The following is a 17,937-nucleotide window of genomic DNA, read 5'->3' on the forward strand; positions in this document are numbered from 1 at the left end:
CGCTTACACCTTCGACACAAGAGGACGGCCGAGCAGGCCTTGGGGCCGAAAGACCAGAACGAGTACGAGCAGCGAGAAGCTGAACACGTCTTTGTAGTCGGAATTGACCAGACCGGAGAACAGCGACTCGGAAATACCGAGAATGATCCCGCCGAGCATCGCCCCGGGCAGTGAGCCGATCCCGCCAAGCACCGCTGCAGTGAACGCTTTGATACCGATGATGAAGCCGGCATAGAAATCGAACGTGCCGTAATTCATGGTGATCAGTACACCGGCCAGCGCTGCCATCGCAGCACCGATGATGAACACGTAGGAGATTACCCGGTCGGTGTTGATCCCCAGGATCGAGGCCATCTTGCGGTCTTGCTGAGTCGCACGGCACATGCGGCCGAGCTTGGTGTACTTGATGATGTAGGTCAGCAACGCCATGCCGGCGAATGCCGCGATCAGAATGAATACTTTGGTGTAGGTCAACTGCACGAAACCGGTGCCGATTTCGACGCGCCAGGCACCTGTCAGCAAGGTCGGAACACCTTGTTGTTTCGCGCCTTGAGCAATTTGTGCGTAGTTCTGCAGGATCAGGGAGATACCGATGGCACTGATCAGCGGCGCCAGACGGGTTGAGTTGCGTAGCGGTTTGTAAGCGACACGCTCGATGACCCAGCCATAAACCGCCGTTACCACAATGGTGAAAATCAGCGTGCCAAGCATCAGGAGCGGGAAGGATTCAATACCGAAGTATGCCAGCAGAGCCAGACTGATTGCCGCGAGGTAAGCGGAAATCATGTAAACCTCGCCGTGGGCGAAGTTGATCATGCCAATGATGCCATAGACCATTGTGTAGCCGATGGCGATCAGGCCATAGACCGACCCGAGGGTCAGGCCGTTGACCAGTTGCTGCAGGAAAATACCATCCATAACGCAATCTCACGCAGTGAAAACCTGCACACCTTGGGTGTGCGGCTCTTCTAGGAAAAATACAGATTTACGTCGGAGCAATGTCAGCCACGATCCCGTCGACCAAAACCGGATCCTGTAGGAGCGAGCCTGCTCGCGATAGCGTCATAACATTCAACACGGTTGTCGACTGTCAGTTCGTCATCGCGAGCAGGCTCACTCCTACACGGATTGCATCAGATCAGGTGATCGCGTCAGCCCTTACTTCTGTTTTTCCAGCTGGTGGTATTTGCCATCCTTGTCCCACTGGTAAACCACGTAGTCGGAGACTTTCAGGTCGCCCTTGGCGTCCCAGGTCTTCTCGCCCATGACGGTTTTCACAGGGTTTTTCTTCAGCCACTCGGCGGCTTTCTCGCCGTTGTTGGATTTGGCACCGTTGAAAGCGGCAGCCAGGGTTTGAACGGAAGCGTAGGCATACAGGGTGTAGCCTTCAGGCTCGGTGCCTTGCTTGCGGAACTCGTCTACCACGGTCTTGCTGTCTGGCAGCAGACGCGGGTCGGCGCCGAAGGTCATCAACACGCCATCGACGAACTGTGGACCGCCAGCAGTGGTGACCAGCTCATCGGTGACGATACCGTCATCGGACATGAACTTGACGTCTTTGAGGCCTTGCTCACGCAGTTGACGAACCAGAGGACCGGCTTCCGGGTGCAGACCGCCGAAGTAGACCACGTCGGCACCGGCGCCACGGATCTTGGTCACGATGGTGCTGAAGTCTTTCTCGCCACGGGTCAGACCTTCATACAACACAGGTTTCACGCCGCGTTTTTCCAGCTGTGCCTTGGTGGCGTCTGCCAGGCCTTGGCCGTAGGTGTCCTTGTCATGCAAGACTACGACTTTCTTGCCTTTGAGCACGTCGACAATATAGTCGCCGGCTACGATGCCTTGCTGATCGTCACGCCCGCACATACGGAACATGGCGCTGAGGCCGCGTTCGGTGACCGCCGGGTTGGTCGAACCCGGGGTGATCGCAATGATGCCCGCTTCGTCGTAAATCTCGGAGGCCGGGATGGTGGAGGAGGAGCAGAAGTGACCAACCACGCCGGCGACTTTCTGGTTGGTGAGGTCCTTGGCGACCGTCACAGCCTGTTTCGGCTCGCAGGCGTCATCACCACGTACCAGTACGATTTTTTCCCCGTTGACGCCGCCAGCTGCGTTGACCGCATCGGCCGCCGCCTGTGCACCCTTCATGTACTGCTCGCCAAATGCCGCGTTGGCACCTGTCATCGGACCCGCCACACCAATTTTTACATCGGCCTGTGCAAACGCAGAAACACCCAAAGCAGTAGCCACTGCGAGGGCCAGAAAGCCTTTCTTGTAAAACGTCTGGGACATGAGGTGGTGCTCCAAGGTTTTTTTTAGTTGGCAGTGCGACTTCTCTGAATGCTCAGAGCAAGTGCCGTGCCATCGGTTTTTTATTCTGAAAAAAGTCGCTGCTTTATTGTTATTTCGACTGTTTCGAGCCCATTTTCATTGAGCGTGCAACCGTCTAAACCGCTGAAGGTGAAACCGATATAATTTTGTGGCGCAACCTGCACGCGCCATCATTGCAACCGCAGTGCGAAACGACGTGCAACCGACCTGTAACAACACACGTCACCGAAGTGCACACTGCTGGTGCGCAGACTGCTACAACGCGCACCACTACAGGCTAGTCGCTGGGCTGAAAAGCGCCGCTGCCAGCAACAAATTTCAACAATCAAATCACGATCCGCAAGCACTGGCCTGCGTGATACAGGGAAAATCCGGCCTCGTACAAACAGCTGCGCAGGCCCGCCCCCGCCAGAGGCTGCATCGGTGCGAATGGAATGGGCAGCGCCTGCGCATCGCCCTTGCACAGATAATCGGCAAACGCCTTGCCCACTACTGTCCCCGTGGTCACCCCGCGCCCGTTGTAACCGGTGACCGCCACCAAGCCGGGCGCGGGTTCAAACAGGCGCATCAAATGATCAGGGGTGAAGGCGATACAGCCAGTCCAGGTGCATTCCCATTCCACGGGTTTGAGGTAGGGGAAATAGTGCTGCTGAACGCGATCGGCCCAGGCTTTCAGAAACCAGGCCGGTTTCTGATTGCCGTTGCCGAGACTGCCCAGCAACAGACGTCCTTCCTTGTCGCGGCGGATGCTGCTGAGCACCTGGCGGGTGTCCCACGAACCCTGGCCGCCCGGCAGGATTAGTTCGGCGGCCGCCTCGGTCAACGGCACCGAGGCAACCTGATAGTAATAACCGGGGAAGAAATTGCGCCGAAGCTCGGTCCAGTCGCCCTCGGTGTAGGCGTTGGAGGCGATCACCACTTGCTCGGCCAGCACTGAACCCTGCGCGGTTTGAACTGACCAGCGCTGGCCCTGGCGCTCGAGTCGAGTCACCGGCGAATGATCAAACAGCTGGCCGCCCAAAGCGATGGCTGCTTTCGCCAGCCCGGTCGTATAAGCCATCGGGTTTATCGTGCCTGCGCGACGATCGAGTAATGCAGCAGCGATTTTTTTCGTGCCGGTGGCCTGCTCGCAAGCTTGCCCGGTGAGTAATTCGACCGGCGCGCCGCGACGTTTCCACTGTTGTTCCCGACTGCGCAGGTCCGCTTCGCCACGCGCGTTGTGCGCCATGTGCAACGTACCTTCGCGGCGCAATTGGCAATCGATGTTGTACTTATCCACAAGGCTGAAAACGAGGGAAGGCGCTGCACCGAGCATGCGGTTGAGCTGGCTGCCCACCGCTTCGCCAAAACCGGCTTCAATCTCGTCCGGTGGAATCCACATGCCGGCATTCACCAGCCCGACGTTGCGCCCCGAACCGCCATGCCCGGCGCGATGCGCTTCCAGCACACAAACCGTTTTGCCCTGTTCGAGCAAGTGCACCGCTGCTGACAAACCGGTGAAACCGGCGCCGATCACGCACACATCGACTTTCATTTCGCCTTTGAGCGCCGAGTTGTCGGGCCTTTGTGGCGTCAGTTTTTCCCACAGACACTCTTCGCGTAACGGCATTGCCAGACTCCAGCGGAAACCTAACCAACACACAGTTCAAAATGTAGGAGTGAGCCTGCTCGCGATTGCGGGCTATCAGTCAACACAGATGTTGAATGTTAAATCGCTATCGCGAGCAGGCTCACTCCTACAGGGGATCACTGTTCGACTTGGGCGTCAGTCGAACGTAATCCCCTGCGCCAACGGCAACTCCAGCGAATAATTCACGGTGTTAGTCTGGCGGCGCATGTAGCCGCGCCATGCATCGGAACCGGATTCACGACCGCCGCCGGTTTCCTTCTCGCCACCAAACGCGCCGCCAATTTCCGCGCCGCTCGGGCCGATGTTGACGTTGGCAATGCCGCAGTCACTGCCTACCGCCGACATGAACTGCTCGGCTTCACGCACATCAGTGGTGAATATGCACGACGACAGGCCTTGTGGCACTTCGTTGTTGAGGCGCAGTGCTTCGTCGAAATCCTTGTAACCGATCACGTAAAGGATCGGTGCGAAGGTTTCATCGCGAACCACTTCACTCTGCTCGGGCATTTCGACAATCGCGGGCGACACGTAGTAGGCATTCGGGAACTGGTCTTCCAGCTGACGTTTGCCGCCAAACACGCGACCACCCTCGCTCAGTGCCTGCTCGAGTGCGTCCTGCATGTTTTCGAAGCTGTGCTTGTCGATCAGCGGGCCGATCAGATTGCCTTCCAGCGGATTGCCGATGCGCACTTTCGAGTACGCGGCTTTCAGGCGGGTGACGATTTCTTCCTTCACCGATTCATGCGCGATCAGGCGCCGCAGCGTGGTGCAACGCTGGCCGGCGGTACCGACGGCGCTGAACAGAATCGCACGCACCGCCATGTCGAGGTCGGCGCTTGGGCCGAGGATCATCGCGTTGTTTCCGCCCAGTTCAAGAATGCTGCGAGCGAAACGTGCAGCGATTTTCGGTGCCACTTCGCGACCCATGCGGGTGCTGCCGGTGGCGCTGATCAACGCGACTCGCGGGTCGTCGACCAGTGCCTCGCCGGCATCTCGGCCGCCGATGATCACTTGGCTCAGGTGAGGCGGCGCATCGTTGAAATTCTTCAAGACGCGATCAAACAGCGCCTGACACGCCAGAGCGGTCAGCGGGGTTTTTTCGGACGGTTTCCAGATCACCGGGTTGCCGCAGACCAGCGCCAGCGTGGTGTTCCAGGCCCAGACCGCAACCGGGAAGTTGAACGCGCTGATCACGCCAACGACGCCCAGCGGGTGCCAGGTTTCGCGCATGTGGTGGCCGGGGCGCTCGGAGGCGATGGTCAAACCGTACAACTGGCGGGACAGGCCGACGGCAAAGTCACAAATGTCGATCATTTCCTGCACTTCACCCAAGCCTTCCTGAGTGATCTTGCCGGCTTCCCAGGAGACCAGCTCACCGAGGTCGGCCTTGTACTCGCGCAGGATATCGCCCAGTTGCCGCACCAGTTCGCCACGGCGCGGGGCCGGAATCTTGCGCCACAACTCGAACGCATGATCTGCGCGACTGATGTGCTGCTCGACTTCAGCGGCGCCTTCCCAGTTCACAGCGGCGATGCGGCTGCCATCAATGGGCGAGTGCACCGGCACTTTGCCGTTCTGGTACAGGGCCGGGTTCACACCAAGACGGTCAAGCAATGCGGCAACCATGGGTCACTCCTCAAGCGAAAACAGCAAACGTGCAGCCGGATGAATTCGGCCGATCAGGCTTATAGTTTTAGCGCTCCGGAGGTTACCCAACAAACGACCTTTAAGAGAGATATCATTCCGTTTATTCATGCTTTGAATAGTTGGCGAAAAAGAAACAAGAAAAAGGACCAGTCATGTTGAATAAACGCTACCTGCCGTCGATCACCGCCCTCCAGTGTTTTGAGGCCGTGACCCGGCATTTGAGCTTCACCCGCGCCGCTGAAGAGCTGAACCTGACCCAGAGCGCCGTCAGCAAACAGGTCGCACAACTCGAAGAGTTGCTGCAGCACCTGCTGTTCCGCCGGGTGCGCAGACGCCTGCAAATGACTCCGGCCGGGGATTTGTACCTGGTAGAAGTAAGAAAAATCCTCACGCAGGTCGAGATGTCCACGCATTACCTGCGTTCCTACGGCGGCGAAACCGAAGTTCTGCGTGTATCGACTCCGCCGACCTTCGGCGCGCGCTGGCTAGTGCCGCGTCTGAAGGGCTGGCGTTTGCGTCACCCATCGATTCACCTGGACCTGTGCAGCGAGCAGGAAGCCGATGACCTGCTGCAGGGTCGCAGCGACCTGGCGTTTTATTTCGGCCAAGGGGCGCGCCCTCGCACCGAATGCCTGAAATTGTTCAGCGAAGAGCTGGTACCGGTCTGCGCGCCCGGCAGCCTGCCGGAAACGCCACTCACCGACCCGACACAACTCGCTGATCTGGTTCTGCTGCAAAATGCTTCGCGCCCCCAGGCATGGCACGACTGGTTCGACAGTCAGGGCTACCACACCGAACACAGCTACCACGGCCCACGCTTCGAGACCTTTTACATGTGCATCCGCGCTGCGCAGGTTGGCTGTGGCGTGGCGCTGTTGCCGCGTTTTCTGGTGGAAGAGGAATTGGCTGACGGCAAACTGGTCATTCCCTGGCAACACGCGATGCCCAGTTCCGACGCCTATTACCTGGCTTATCCCGAGCATTCGGCGGAAGTGCCCAAGGTTCGGGATTTCGTGAAGTGGATGCTTGAGCAGATTGATAGCCCGGACATATCGCCTGGTTAAGGCATCACACACTCCCTTGTGGGAGTGAGCCTGCTCGCGATAGCGGTGGGTCAGTCAATATTGATGTTGAATGAAATATCGTCATCGCGAGCAGGCTCGCTCCCACATGGGATGCTATGCCCCAAAAATCGCTGGCAATAACTACCACCGATATGCGCCACTAACCTGATTCAAAGTGGAGAACCCGCTATGAGCGAGAGTGTGTTTGCCGATCGCATCGTGCAGAACCTGCTCGACACCGACTTTTACAAACTGACGATGATGCAGGCGGTGCTGCACAACTACCCGAACGTGGAAGTCGAATGGGAGTTTCGTTGCCGTAACAGTGAGGATCTGCGGCCTTATCTGGCGGAAATCCGTTTTCAGATCGAGCGCCTGGCGGAGTTGAGCCTGAGCCCGGACCAACTGAGTTTCATGGAGCGCATCAGCTTCATGAAACCGGATTTTCTGCGCTTTCTCGGGCTGTTCCGCTTCAACCTGCGTTACGTGCACACCGGCATCGAAAACGGCGAACTGTTTATCCGTCTGCGCGGGCCGTGGCTGCATGTGATTCTGTTCGAAGTGCCGCTGCTGTCCATCGTCAGCGAAGTACGCAATCGTTATCGCTACCGGGAAATCGTCCTGGAGCAGGCCCGCGAGCAGCTCTATCGCAAGTTCGACTGGCTGAGCGCCAATGCCAGCAGTGATGAATTATCCGAATTGCAGGTAGCCGATTTCGGCACGCGTCGTCGCTTTTCTTTCCGCGTGCAGGAAGAAGTGGTGAACGTGCTCAAACACGATTTTCCCGGACGTTTCGTCGGCACCAGCAACGTGCACCTGTCCCGGGAGCTGGACATGAAACCTTTGGGCACCATGGCCCACGAGTGGATCATGGCGCACCAGCAACTCGGCCCACGCCTGATCGACAGCCAGATCGCCGCGCTTGATTGCTGGGTGCGTGAATACCGTGGTTTGCTCGGGATCGCGCTGACCGATTGCATCACCACTGATGCATTTCTCAGTGATTTCGATCTGTACTTCGCCAAGCTTTTCGACGGTTTGCGCCATGACTCCGGTGATCCGATACTCTGGGCAGAAAAGGCCATCGCCCACTATCACCGGCTCGGCATCGACCCGATGAGCAAGACCCTGGTGTTTTCCGACAGCCTGACACTGCCCAGGTCGCTGGAGATCTTTCGGGCACTGCGTGGCCGGATCAATGTCAGCTTTGGTATCGGCACGAACCTGACGTGCGATATCCCGGGTGTTGAACCGATGAGCATCGTGCTTAAAATGGCCGCCTGCAATGGTCAGCCGGTCGCCAAGATCTCGGACGAGCCGGGCAAGACGCACTGTAAAGACCCCAATTTTGTCGCCTATCTGCGACACGTTTTCAAAGTTCCTGCCGCCCTTTCAAGCCCAACAAGCAAGGAGTGAATTCATGCAAGCCGTACAGCGTGAGATTGCCGAGCAGCTCAAGGTTCAACCGCCGTTTGCCGACAAGGCAGCCCTTGAGGCTGAAGTCGCCCGACGCATTACATTCATTCAGGATTGCCTGATCAACTCCGGGCTCAAGGCCCTGGTGCTCGGCATCAGCGGCGGCGTCGATTCGCTCACCGCTGGCCTGTTGGCCCAGAGAGCCGTGCGTGAATTGCGCGAGCGCAGCGGCGACGACAGCTACACGTTCATCGCCGTGCGCCTGCCTTACGGCGTTCAGTTTGATGAGCAGGATGCGCAGGATTCAGTGAACTTCATCAGCCCGGATGAGCGCCACACGGTGAACATCGGGCCGTCGGTCAAAGCCCTGGCGGGTGAAATTGCGGCTTTCGAAGGACAGCATGCGGTATCGGTGGATTTCGTCCTCGGCAATACCAAGGCGCGGATGCGCATGGTCGCGCAGTACGCCATCGCCGGTGCGTGTCAGGGCCTGGTGATCGGCACCGACCACGCGGCAGAAGCGGTGATGGGTTTCTACACCAAGTTCGGTGACGGCGCGTGTGACCTGGCCCCTTTGAGCGGGCTGGTGAAGAACCAGGTACGCGCCATTGCACGCAGCTTTGGCGCCCCGGAATCGCTGGTAGAAAAAATCCCGACCGCCGACCTCGAAGACTTGTCGCCCGGCAAACCGGACGAAGCGGCGCATGGCGTCACCTATGCCGAAATCGACGCGTTTCTGCACGGCAAGCCGGTGCGCGAGGAAGCGTTCAAGATCATCTGTGATACGTACCGTAAGACACATCACAAGCGTGTGATGCCGTTTGCGCCCTGAGTCAGGCGTCGTCTGGTCCGACGCCAGGCACAAAAAAAGCGTCCATCGCAGGACGCTTTTTTCATGACACCCGATTCGCTTACTTCAGCGTAACCGTACCTTTCATCATCGAGATGTGGCCCGGGAACGAGCAGAAGAAGCCATATTTCTCACCAGCAGCCAGCTTCGACACATCAAAAGTCACCGAATCGGTTTCCTTGGCGCCGATGATTTTGGTGTGGGCGATGATGCGCGCGTCGCCTTCTTTCAGGTAGCTCTTGTCGATACCGGCTGCCAGGCCATCGGTAGCGATCGGCTGCATGTCGGCTTCCTTGCTCAGCACCCAGTTATGACCCATGACGTTTTTCGGCAAGTTGCCGGAGTGAGTCAGCTCGACGGTGAAGGTCTTGCAGCTCTTGTCGATTTCGATGGCTTTGGTGTTGAAGGTCATCTGGTCGGTGGAGTCAACGGTGGTCTTGCACTCGGCAGCCATCAGTTGGCTGCTGGCCAGTGTCAACAGGGATACCGCAACGAGTTTGGCAAACATGGTGAATCTCCAAGGCAGGGTTAATAACGTGCGAATGGACAGAAGACTGCCTGAAAACTTCGCAAGTTCCTATGACTTGAGTCAAAAATTGTATACAACTTTCCGGCTATTACCCCAATCGAGACAATCTACCAGCCAGACCTCTGGACCGGCTCTATCATTGAGCCACTATCCCCGGACGGAGTGTCTGACATGTTCATCAACAGCCTGTTATGCAGCTTGCTCGCCGCCTACGCCTGCGGTGCCAGTGGCACTTACGAAACGCCAAAGCGCGACGCCTAGCGCTTGGAGTGTCGAGCCTGAAACTTTACTCTGTGGCCATTCTGACCACGGAGGAAAGCATGTCTCTAACATCCGTTTGTGTATTTTGCGGTGCCAGCACCGGCTCCGATCCCGCCTATCGCGAGGCAGCGGTAGCCCTCGGCCAGGCCTTGGCCGAGCGCAAGTTGACGCTGGTTTACGGCGGCGGTGCCGTCGGCCTGATGGGTGTTGTCGCCGATGCCGCACTGGCCGCAGGGGGCGAAGTCATCGGGATCATTCCGCAAAGCCTCAAGGACAAGGAAATCGGCCACAGCGGCCTGACTCGCTTGGAAGTGGTCGACGGCATGCATGCGCGCAAGGCGCGGATGGCCGAACTCAGCGATGCGTTCATCGCCTTGCCTGGTGGCCTTGGGACCCTGGAAGAACTGTTCGAAGTCTGGACCTGGGGCCAACTGGGTTACCACGGCAAACCGCTGGGACTGCTGGAAGTAAACGGTTTCTACAGCAAATTGACCGGTTTTCTTGATCATATCGTCGGCGAAGGCTTCGTTCGAGAAGCGCACCGTGACATGCTGCAGGTGAGCGAAACACCGCAAACACTGCTCGATGCTCTGGACGCGTGGCAGCCGACAGTGGTGCCAAAGTGGACAGAGCAAAAACCCGGCTAACGGCTCGGCACCGATACAGGGCAGAATATGCGCCGCTCAACCTCACCTTCGACCCCAGAGGATCGCCCATGGCTAAACCTAATTATTCCTTCGCCAAACGTCAGAGAGACTTGGCCAAGGAGCAGAAGAAAGAGGAAAAGCTTCAGCGCAAGAAAGCTACAGCTGAAGAAGAAGCAGCAGCACTGAACCCGGATGCAGAAGGCGAAGTGGCAGAAAGCGATGTTGAAGCACCGAAAGATCAGGCGCCCGACGCCTGAGACCCTCAGGGCCCGATGATCTGATCAGGCCCACCGGATCTGTGTCCAGGGTCAGCAGTTCCTTGCTGACCCTCACAGGCCAATCTGAAATACCCCTTCTCAAAAGAATCGCACATTACCTTGTGGGAGCGGGCTTGCTCGCGAAAACGGCGGCACATCCAACAGCTATGTGACTGTCTAACCGCTTTCGCGAGCGAGCCCGCTCCCACCTGGGATCTACGTCAAGCCAGTGGCATCACGGTGACACGAACTTCGGGATCATGATGACCCCCGCCCAGAATGACCCCCCGCAATGGCGAAACATCCGAGAAGTCCCGGCCCCAGGCCAGGGTGATGTGTTCCAGTGCCGGTTGCACATTGTTGGTCGGATCGAAGTCCACCCAGCCCAGCACCGGGCAATACACCGAGACCCAGGCATGCGAAGCATCGGCGCCAATCAGCCGCGGCTGGCCGGGTGGTGGCTGAGTCAACAAATACCCGCTGACATAACGCGCCGCCAAGCCGCGCGAGCGCACACACGCGAGCATCAGATGCGCGAAATCCTGGCAAACCCCGCGCCGCCGCTCCAGCACTTCCACCAGTGGTGTCGCCACCTGTGTGGCTTCGGCATCAAACGTGAACTCGCTGAAAATCTTCTCCATCAACGCTTGAACGCCCAGCAGCAGCGGCCGACTTTCGGAAAAACAGCTGTGGGAAAATTCGACGAAATTTCGCTTCAAATGCACATAGGGCGATTCGAATCGGTAGCGGCACGCTTCCAGCAGTTGGAGTGACATCGGCTGACCGCTGTAGGTCAGCGCGTTCCGGGTGTCTTCCCAGGCGGGGGACTGATTGAAATCCAGCGCCGGCCGGGGCAGCACCTCCACGGTAAGACTGGCATTGACCAGCAATTCATCATGCGGACGTTCGAACGCCAGCCGCGTGAGCGGATTGCCGAACACGTCCAGTTCATCCCGGCGTACGGTCGGCTCCGGGCTGATCTGCAATTGCCACGCGCTGCACCTCTGCCACGCGCAGGGCCGTGGCCACAAATGTGCCAGTTGCTGGGCTAGGGACACCGGACTGTCGTAGTGATAGTGAGTGTCGTGAAAAATCTGGTAATTCGCGGCCATCACACAGATACCGTGCGCTGGCTGACATCATCGACATGGGCGAAATGCCGCAACGCCAGTCGATCCGACACCTGTCCGCTGGCGTCCGCAATCTCTTGCAACAGATCGGCCAACCCCTGAACGGCGGCGTCCACGCTGGCCGCACCGAACAGTGAATTGCCCAGGCATCCCAGATCGAAGCGCGCGAGGCGTTCGACCAATACCGGCAGCACCGTCTCGCACGGCGCGGCAAAGTCATCGTTCAAACGCTTGAGCGTGCGGGTCACCAGTTTCAGCTGGAACAGCACGGCGTGGGGGTTCTGCTCATCGAGCAACAACAGGTCCAGGACCGGGATCATCTGCGCTACCGCCAGATACCGCGAGCGGTAGGTGATGCTGCTGTTGCCCAACTCCAGTAACCACTCCAGCCCGCCCTGATCGAACGCGCCCGGGCCGCGCAAGAAACCGGCGAGGCTGGCGCTGAGAAATTGCAGGCGCTCTATTCGCCGGCCGATCATCAGGAAACGCCAGCCTTCGTCCCGGGTCATGTCGTCGAGGGCAAAACCGGACAAGGCCGCCAGCGACATCACCAAACGGTTGAGAAAATCCAGCAGCTCGCCGAAATCCGGCGCTTGTGTTTCCAGTTCCAGGGCTTCGCGCTGCAACTCCACCAGCGCTTGCCAGTTCTCCCGGGACAGTTTGCCGCGCACCTGCGACGCCGCCCACTGCAAGCGTTGCAGGTTGTCGCGCAGGCTGAACGGCCAGTCATCACCCAGCAACGCCGCGAGCAAGCGCGCCGGCAAGCCGCCCTCCTCGGGCAACAGGTTCAGACGTTCGCCAAGATCCACCGCCGCTTGCAGCGCTTGCGGGTCATCGCCATCGACATAGCGCGCCAGCATGATTCTCAGCAACCGCGCGCTGTCATCGCAACGCTCGCAATAGCGGCCGAACCAGAACAGGTTTTCCACTACCCGCGAAGGCAGATAGGGATCGCGCCGCACCAGATCATGCACCCCGATTGTCCGTTGGGTCTGCCATTGCTCACCGCTCGGGGCTTGATCGCCCAGCACCCAGGTGTCCTTGCTTGCCCCGCCGCGCTGCATCGACACCACTTCGGCATCCGCATCGGCGGCGACCCGGGTCAAACCGCCGGCCAATACTCGATAACCGTCGCTACTCGCCACTGCGTACATGCGCATGCCGATGGCCCGGGGTTGCAGCTGCGCGGCTTCGGCCTGCCAGATCGGTGCCTGGGACAGCTGCGCGAGTTCCTGCGCGACATACGCATAGGGTCGCGCCTGCATGCGTTCGGCAAGCGCCTGTCGCTGGGCTTCGCTGAGATCGCGACCCAGCACCGGTGCGAAACTTTGCGAGGGGAACGCTGGCTTGATCAGCAACTGCGGCAGCCTTTCCAGCGCCTGCGCCAGCACCGGCGCTTCCCCGCACCACCAGGTGGCAACGGACGGCAGCAGCAGCTCTTCACCAAACAGAAATTGATTGATCTTCGGCAGGAAGCCCAGCAATCCCGGCGACTCCAGTACGCCACTGCCCAAGGCATTAGCGACCAGCACTCGGCCGCGTCGGACGGCTTCCAGCAAGCCGGGCACGCCGAGCGCCGAATCGGTACGCAGTTCGAGGGGGTCACAGAAGTCATCGTCGAGCCGACGCATGATTGCGTGCACCCGGCGCAAACCGCTCAAGGTTTTCAGGTAGACCGTGGCGTCGCGCACCGTGAGGTCGCCACCCTCCACCAAGGGGTAGCCGAGCTGCCGAGCCAGATAAAGGTGTTCGAAGTAGCTTTCGTTGAAACGGCCCGGCGTTAGCAAGACCACCAGCGGCACTTCGTTGTCGCTGGACGCCTGCCGCGCGAGGGTTTCCTGGAGCGTGCGGAAGAACCCTGCCAGATGCTGGACCTTCAAATCCCGGTATAACTCGGGAAAGGCCCGCGACACGATGGTGCGGTTTTCCAGCGCATAGCCAGCGCCGGAGGGCGCCTGGGTACGGTCCGCCGTCACCCACCAGCGACCATCGGGCGTGCGCGCCAGATCCACGGCGTAGAGGTGCAGAAAAACCTCGTCGGGCGGACAGATTCCCTGACAGGGCCAAAGAAAATTATTGTGCCCGAACACCAGCTCCGCCGGCAGCAAGCCTTGGGCGATCAATTGCTGCGGGCCGTAAAGATCCGCCAGTACAGCGTTCAGCAGCCGCGCCCGTTGCGCAATCCCGGCCGACAGTAGCGCCCACTCGTCGGCGCTGATGACGTGCGGCAGCAGGTCCAGTTCCCACGGCCGATCCGCCCCCTTGGGGTCGGCGTAGACGTTATAAGTGACGCCGTTTTCCTGAATCTGACGGCCCAGCAAAGCCTGACGCTGCAGCAGCTGCGCTGGCGTGCTGCGTTGCAGCTGATCGAACAGTCGGCGCCAATGCGCGCGTACGGCGCCGCTGTCGTCGAGCAGTTCGTGATAAGTGCCCGCCGTCAGCGGGTAGCGGTCTAGCAGATCAGGCATGGAACACTCGGCAGACAGCGGGGAACAGCCAGACTAACGCAGGCACATGACGCCCGATAGACGAAAACTCCGGGCATCGCGCAGGTTTTAGAAACGTCGCAGATCGAGCGTCATCGGCAGCTCGTCGTTGATTTCCACAAGGGGTACGGGAAATTTCCCGGGACTGTGGCCGATACGGAAAAAACGCGCCATACGCCGGCTCTCGGCCTCGTTCGCGTTAACCGGCAGGCTGTCGTAGTTGCGCCCACCCGGATGGGTGACGTGGTACTGACAGCCCCCCAGCGAGCGCTGCATCCAGGTGTCGAGCAGGTCGAACACCAAAGGCGCGTGCACCGGGATGGTCGGTTGCAGGCAGTTGGCCGGTTGCCACGCGCGAAAACGCACGCCGGCGACAAATTCACCGACTCGACCGGTTGCCTGCAAGGGCACGGGAATTCCGTTGCACGTCAGCAGATAACGCAGCGGCGGCAGGCCGGTGACCTTGACCTGCAAGCGCTCCAGCGACGAATCCACATAACGCACGGTGCCGCCGACCGCGCCCTCTTCCCCGAGCACATGCCAGGGTTCAAGCGCCTGGCGCACTTCCAGCTCGATGCCGCTGACCGCGTAATCGCCAACTTTGGGAAAGCGAAACTCAAGGTGCGCGGCAAACCACTCGGCCCGCAGTGGATAACCGGCGGAATTGAGATCGACGATGACATCGGCGAAATCCTGCTCGATAAAGTGCGGCAGCAGGAACCGGTCATGCAACTCGGTGCCCCAGCGCACCAGTTTCGGCGGCGCATAAGGCTCGCGCCAGAATCGCGCAACCAGCGCTCGCAGCAACAGCTGCTGAGCCAGGCTCATCTGCGCATGTGGGGGCATTTCAAAGGCACGCAACTCGAGCAAACCCAGGCGACCGGTCGGCCCGTCTGGCGAGTACAGCTTGTCGATGCAGAACTCGGCGCGATGAGTATTGCCGGTCACGTCGATCAGCAGGTTGCGCAGCAGCCGGTCGACCCGCCACGGCGCGCATTCCTCGCCCGGCTGAGGCATTTGCGCGAAGGCGATTTCCAGCTCGTACAAGGCATCATTACGCGCCTCGTCCACGCGCGGCGCCTGAGACGTCGGGCCGATGAATAATCCGGAAAACAGGTAGGACAAGGACGGGTGGTTGTGCCAGTAACTGATCAGGCTGCGCAGCAAATCCGGGCGCCGCAGGAACGGTGAGTCAGCTGGAGTTGCGCCGCCGAGTACGAAATGGTTGCCGCCGCCGGTGCCCGTGTGGCGGCCGTCGATCATGAATTTCTCGGTGGTCAGCCGCGTCTGGCGGGCTTCTTCGTAGAGGAATTCAGTGCGCTCGACCAACTCGTCCCAGGTCGCGGATGGCTGCACGTTGACCTCGATCACACCCGTGTCTGGCGTGACGCGAAAATTGCTCAGGCGCGGATCGCCGGGCGGTTCATAGCCTTCGAGCAACACCGGGCAATGCAGCTCTTCGGCACTGGCTTCGATCGCCGCGACCAGTTCCAGATAATCTTCAACCCGCTCCAGCGGCGGCATGAACAGGTACAGCCGCCCTTCCCTGGCTTCGGCACAGAACGCGGTGCGGGTCAGCCAGTCGGCAGATTCATCGATGTTCGGTTGGCGTTCATCCGCATCAGCAGACGTTTGCGAATGCGCGGTGCTGGGCAGCGGTGGGAAATCCTGATTTGCATCGGTGGGATGGATAAACGGGTAGTCCGCCGCTTTCACCCACGGCTGAGAGCCCAGCGGCAGGCGATAGCCCAAGGGCGAATCTCCCGGCACCAGTCGGCAGTGTTCATCACGCAAGTACCAGCGACCGCTTTGCCATTGATCTCCCTTGGCCGTGCGTGCCAGCGGCAAGACATGCCCGATGACTTTATCCAGGCCTTGATTGAAGACTTTACGCAGACGCTCGCGCTCCAACGGCTCTTCCAGACGTGAATCTTCGGCGCTGACGTTCTGCGGCAACGTCCCTTCCCGCCAGAGGTAATAGAAATTGTCCTCGTAGGCCGGGAATACAAAACGTGTCGGAATTTTCAGACGCTGGGCGACACGGGTGAGAAAACGCCCGGCCAATGCGCTGTTGGCGCCGTAATCTTCCTGTTCGTCTGCGATCAACGCACTGTTGTGCCAGATCGGCACCCCGTCCCGGCGCCAGTAGCAATTGAGCGACCAACGCGGCAGTTGCTCACCGGGGTACCACTTGCCCTGCCCGAAATGCACCAGGCCTTGGGGTGCGTAGTGTTTACGCAGGCGTTGAAACAGTTCGGCGGCCAGCCGGCGTTTGTCCGCGCCCAGCGCGGCGGTGTTCCACTCGTCAGCGTCGGGATCGTCGATGGAAACGAACGTCGGCTCACCGCCCATGGTCAGGCGCACATCGCCTTCCAACAGATCGGCATCGATCTGCCGGCCCAGCGCCTGAATCGCCTGCCACTGCTCATCGGTGTAGGGTTTTGTGACTCGCGGCGCTTCCCAAATCCGCTCCACGGACATTTCGTGGGTGAAGTCGCACTCGCACGGTTCCACCAAGCCCGTGATCGGTGCCGCAGAGCCGGGATCGGGACTACAGGCCAACGGAATGTGTCCTTCACCGGCGAACAGCCCGGAGGTCGCGTCCAGGCCGATCCAGCCTGCACCGGGCAAATAGACTTCGCACCAGGCATGCAGGTCGGTGAAATCCACCTTAGTGCCCGAGGGGCCATCCAGGCTTTTGACGTCGGCGGTGAGTTGAATCAGATAACCGGAAACGAAACGTGCCGCCAGTCCGAGATTGCGCAGCAGTTGCACCAGCAGCCACGCCGAGTCGCGACAGGAACCGCAGGCATGCTCCAGCGTGTGTTCGGGCGTCTGCACGCCCGGTTCCATACGAATCAGGTAGCCGATGTCATCGCTCACGCGTTGGTTGAGCGCGACCAGAAAATTCACGCTGGGCAAAGGTGTGCGGTCGATGCTGTCCAGATAGGCCTTGAACGCGGGTGTGAGGGGCAAGGTTTCGAGGTAAGGCGCCAGCTCTTTGCGTTCGTCCGCGGCGTAGGCGAACGGGATTTTCTCTGCGTACGGCTCTAGAAAAAAGTCGAACGGGTTAAAGACCGCCATCTCGGCCACCAGATCGACTTCAATGCGCAGCTCACTGGTTTTTTCCGGGAACACCAACCGCGCCAGGTAATTGCCTTGGGGGTCTTGCTGCCAGTTGATGAAATGCTGCTCAGGCGTAACGTTCAGCGCGTAGGAAAGCACCCGCGTACGACTGTGAGCGGCGGGCCGCAGGCGCACGATTTGCGGACCGAGTTCGACGGCGCGGTCGTAGCGGTAATGCGTGACGTGGTGCAATGCGACATGGATCGACACGGCGTGCCTCCTGCGAGCCTTGAGCGTATGCAAGAGTGCGCAAGAGTTATGCCATGCAGGGGCGGCGGGACATTCGGTACTGGTTGGCGGGGGTGCAGCACCAAAACCGGGCGCTGTTAGAAATCAGGTTGAAGAGGCGCACACAAATGTGGCGACGGTCTACCGTCCACGTTATGCGTTGGCGGTAATGGCCTCTTCGCGAGCAGGCTCGCTCCCACAGGAGAGGGCATTCCGAGGTGGGAGCGGGCTTGCTCCCACAGGAGACGGCATTCCAAGGTGGGAGCGGGCTTGCTCCCACAGGAGGCGGCATTCCAAGGTGGGAGCGGGCTTGCTCGCGAAGAGGCCAGTGAATT

General features: G+C 59.6%; 13 protein-coding genes. 5 read left to right on the top strand and 8 right to left on the bottom strand.

Going from position 1 to position 17,937, the window contains the following annotated elements:
- Positions 1-3: 3 nt before the first annotated feature.
- The 4 genes from ACYZTS_RS04770 to amaB form a co-directional block, all read right to left on the bottom strand.
- A complete protein-coding gene (locus tag ACYZTS_RS04770; RefSeq protein ID WP_010464150.1) occupies positions 4-918 on the bottom strand; it encodes an ABC transporter permease subunit in 915 nt (304 codons plus the stop codon).
- Positions 919-1,158: 240 nt separating this feature from the next.
- Positions 1,159-2,292 (bottom strand): ABC transporter substrate-binding protein, encoded by a 1,134-nt coding sequence (locus ACYZTS_RS04775; RefSeq protein WP_028622029.1) that lies wholly within the window; start codon positions 2,290-2,292, stop codon positions 1,159-1,161.
- Between the two features lie 364 nt (positions 2,293-2,656).
- Positions 2,657-3,940, bottom strand: a complete 1,284-nt coding sequence (gene amaA, locus ACYZTS_RS04780) for an L-pipecolate oxidase (RefSeq protein ID WP_461994408.1) — start codon at positions 3,938-3,940, stop codon at positions 2,657-2,659.
- Between the two features lie 156 nt (positions 3,941-4,096).
- Positions 4,097-5,587: an L-piperidine-6-carboxylate dehydrogenase gene (gene amaB / locus ACYZTS_RS04785; RefSeq protein WP_028622027.1), complete on the bottom strand. Its 1,491-nt coding sequence runs from the start codon at positions 5,585-5,587 to the stop codon at positions 4,097-4,099.
- Positions 5,588-5,760: 173 nt separating this feature from the next.
- On the opposite strand from amaB, the gene ACYZTS_RS04790 reads away from it, so the two are divergent.
- From ACYZTS_RS04790 to nadE, 3 genes are all read left to right on the top strand, one after another.
- Positions 5,761-6,672: a LysR family transcriptional regulator gene (locus tag ACYZTS_RS04790; RefSeq protein WP_028622026.1), complete on the top strand. Its 912-nt coding sequence runs from the start codon at positions 5,761-5,763 to the stop codon at positions 6,670-6,672.
- Positions 6,673-6,861: 189 nt separating this feature from the next.
- Complete coding sequence (gene pncB, locus ACYZTS_RS04795) at positions 6,862-8,088, top strand: nicotinate phosphoribosyltransferase (protein WP_028622025.1); 1,227 nt, start codon at positions 6,862-6,864, stop codon at positions 8,086-8,088.
- Positions 8,089-8,092: 4 nt separating this feature from the next.
- Positions 8,093-8,920 carry an ammonia-dependent NAD(+) synthetase gene (gene nadE, locus ACYZTS_RS04800; RefSeq protein WP_461994412.1) on the top strand — a complete coding sequence of 276 codons (828 nt, stop codon included), beginning with the start codon at positions 8,093-8,095 and terminating at the stop codon, positions 8,918-8,920.
- Positions 8,921-8,999: 79 nt separating this feature from the next.
- Here nadE and azu read toward each other — a convergent pair whose 3' ends face one another.
- Positions 9,000-9,446, bottom strand: coding sequence for an azurin (azu, locus tag ACYZTS_RS04805; RefSeq protein ID WP_028622023.1), 447 nt, complete (start codon positions 9,444-9,446; stop codon positions 9,000-9,002).
- Positions 9,447-9,787: 341 nt separating this feature from the next.
- On the opposite strand from azu, the gene ACYZTS_RS04810 reads away from it, so the two are divergent.
- Entirely contained in the window at positions 9,788-10,375 is a 588-nt protein-coding gene (locus ACYZTS_RS04810) for an LOG family protein (protein WP_028622022.1), read from the top strand.
- A 68-nt stretch (positions 10,376-10,443) separates the two neighbouring features.
- The gene (locus tag ACYZTS_RS04815; RefSeq protein WP_028622021.1) at positions 10,444-10,632 is read left to right on the top strand and encodes a hypothetical protein; all 189 of its coding nucleotides are present in this window, start codon (positions 10,444-10,446) and stop codon (positions 10,630-10,632) included.
- A 221-nt stretch (positions 10,633-10,853) separates the two neighbouring features.
- Here the strand turns inward: ACYZTS_RS04815 and ACYZTS_RS04820 are convergent, their stop codons facing one another.
- The 3 genes from ACYZTS_RS04820 to ACYZTS_RS04830 form a co-directional block, all read right to left on the bottom strand.
- Positions 10,854-11,744 carry a transglutaminase family protein gene (locus ACYZTS_RS04820; RefSeq protein ID WP_028622020.1) on the bottom strand — a complete coding sequence of 297 codons (891 nt, stop codon included), beginning with the start codon at positions 11,742-11,744 and terminating at the stop codon, positions 10,854-10,856.
- Entirely contained in the window at positions 11,744-14,230 is a 2,487-nt protein-coding gene (locus ACYZTS_RS04825) for a circularly permuted type 2 ATP-grasp protein (RefSeq protein ID WP_461994415.1), read from the bottom strand. Before ACYZTS_RS04825 ends, ACYZTS_RS04820 begins: the two co-directional genes overlap by 1 nt.
- An 87-nt stretch (positions 14,231-14,317) precedes the next feature.
- Positions 14,318-17,584, bottom strand: a complete 3,267-nt coding sequence (locus ACYZTS_RS04830) for a transglutaminase family protein (RefSeq protein ID WP_461994417.1) — start codon at positions 17,582-17,584, stop codon at positions 14,318-14,320.
- Positions 17,585-17,937: the final 353 nt, after the last annotated feature.

The organism is Pseudomonas sp. TMB3-21 (assembly GCF_054898145.1).